Origin of the sequence: Lysinibacillus mangiferihumi (assembly GCF_003049665.1) — a bacterium.
Taxonomy (GTDB): domain Bacteria; phylum Bacillota; class Bacilli; order Bacillales_A; family Planococcaceae; genus Lysinibacillus; species Lysinibacillus mangiferihumi.
In genome coordinates this window covers 1-1,171 of record NZ_PYWM01000098.1, presented here as the reverse complement: position 1 = coordinate 1,171, position 1,171 = coordinate 1, and the positions used below count along the sequence as shown (strand labels likewise).

Here is a 1,171-nt window from a genome sequence, read left to right as displayed (position 1 = left end):
TCGAATAGAGTCTAGTGATGATGGCAAAGAGGTCACACCCGTTCCCATACCGAACACGGAAGTTAAGCTCTTTAGCGCCGATGGTAGTTGGGGGCTTCCCCCTGTGAGAGTAGGACGTCGCTAGGCATAATACCCAGGAGGATTAGCTCAGCTGGGAGAGCATCTGCCTTACAAGCAGAGGGTCGGCGGTTCGAGCCCGTCATCCTCCACCATATGCCGGTTTAGCTCAGCAGGTAGAGCAACTGACTTGTAATCAGTAGGTCGTGGGTTCGATTCCTATAGCCGGCACCATTTTTTGAGCCATTAGCTCAGTTGGTAGAGCATCTGACTTTTAATCAGAGGGTCGAAGGTTCGAGTCCTTCATGGCTCACCATTTTTAATTGCCAACAATAATATGCGGGTGTGGCGGAATTGGCAGACGCACTAGACTTAGGATCTAGCGCCGCGAGGCGTGGGGGTTCGACTCCCTTCACCCGCACCATTTATATATTAAAATAATAATTGCCAGGATAAATAATCTTATGCACATGCGGAAGTAGTTCAGTGGTAGAACACCACCTTGCCAAGGTGGGGGTCGCGAGTTCGAACCTCGTCTTCCGCTCCAAATGTGCCGGGGTGGCGGAACTGGCAGACGCACAGGACTTAAAATCCTGCGGTAGGTGACTACCGTGCCGGTTCGATTCCGGCCCTCGGCACCATTTTTAATATTATTTAGCGCCCGTAGCTCAATTGGATAGAGCGTCTGACTACGGATCAGAAGGTTGTGGGTTCGACTCCTGCCGGGCGCGCCAATAAATGAACGGGAAGTAGCTCAGCTTGGTAGAGCACTTGGTTTGGGACCAAGGGGTCGCAGGTTCGAATCCTGTCTTCCCGACCATTTCCTAAAATATATCTTTATGGGGCCTTAGCTCAGCTGGGAGAGCGCCTGCCTTGCACGCAGGAGGTCAGCGGTTCGATCCCGCTAGGCTCCACCAATTAATATAAATGAACCTTGAAAACTGAACAAGCAAAACGTAATCAATATAGTTTTTACTAGCTAACTATGTTAGTGAACGAAACAAAATTTTGGACATCAAAATTGATGCCAGCAAAACAATTTGAGCTAATCAAATTTCTTTTATGGAGAGTTTGATCCTGGCTCAGGACGAACGCTGGCGGCGTGCCTAATACA

General features: G+C 49.4%; 9 tRNA genes and 1 rRNA gene. All 10 read left to right on the top strand.

The features are described from left to right. The first annotated feature begins 10 nt into the window (after nt 1-10). The 10 genes from rrf to C9J37_RS27650 all read left to right on the top strand — a co-directional run bounded on the left by rrf (nt 11) and on the right by C9J37_RS27650 (nt 974). A 5S ribosomal RNA gene (gene rrf, locus C9J37_RS27695) occupies nt 11-126 on the top strand. Nucleotides 127-136: 10 nt separating this feature from the next. Further along, nucleotides 137-212: transfer RNA gene (locus tag C9J37_RS27690), tRNA-Val, on the top strand. A gap of 3 nt (nt 213-215) precedes the next feature. Further along, nucleotides 216-291, top strand: a tRNA-Thr gene (locus C9J37_RS27685). Between the two features lie 6 nt (nt 292-297). Then, nucleotides 298-373: transfer RNA gene (locus C9J37_RS27680), tRNA-Lys, on the top strand. Between the two features lie 23 nt (nt 374-396). Further along, nucleotides 397-481 (top strand) — tRNA-Leu (locus C9J37_RS27675). Between the two features lie 48 nt (nt 482-529). Continuing rightward, nucleotides 530-604, top strand: a tRNA-Gly gene (locus C9J37_RS27670). A 5-nt stretch (nt 605-609) separates the two neighbouring features. Then, nucleotides 610-698 (top strand) — tRNA-Leu (locus C9J37_RS27665). A 16-nt stretch (nt 699-714) separates the two neighbouring features. Then, a tRNA-Arg gene (locus C9J37_RS27660) sits at nt 715-791 on the top strand. 9 nt (nt 792-800) lie between these two features. After that, a tRNA-Pro gene (locus tag C9J37_RS27655) sits at nt 801-877 on the top strand. A gap of 21 nt (nt 878-898) precedes the next feature. After that, a tRNA-Ala gene (locus C9J37_RS27650) sits at nt 899-974 on the top strand. Nucleotides 975-1,171 lie beyond the last annotated feature (197 nt).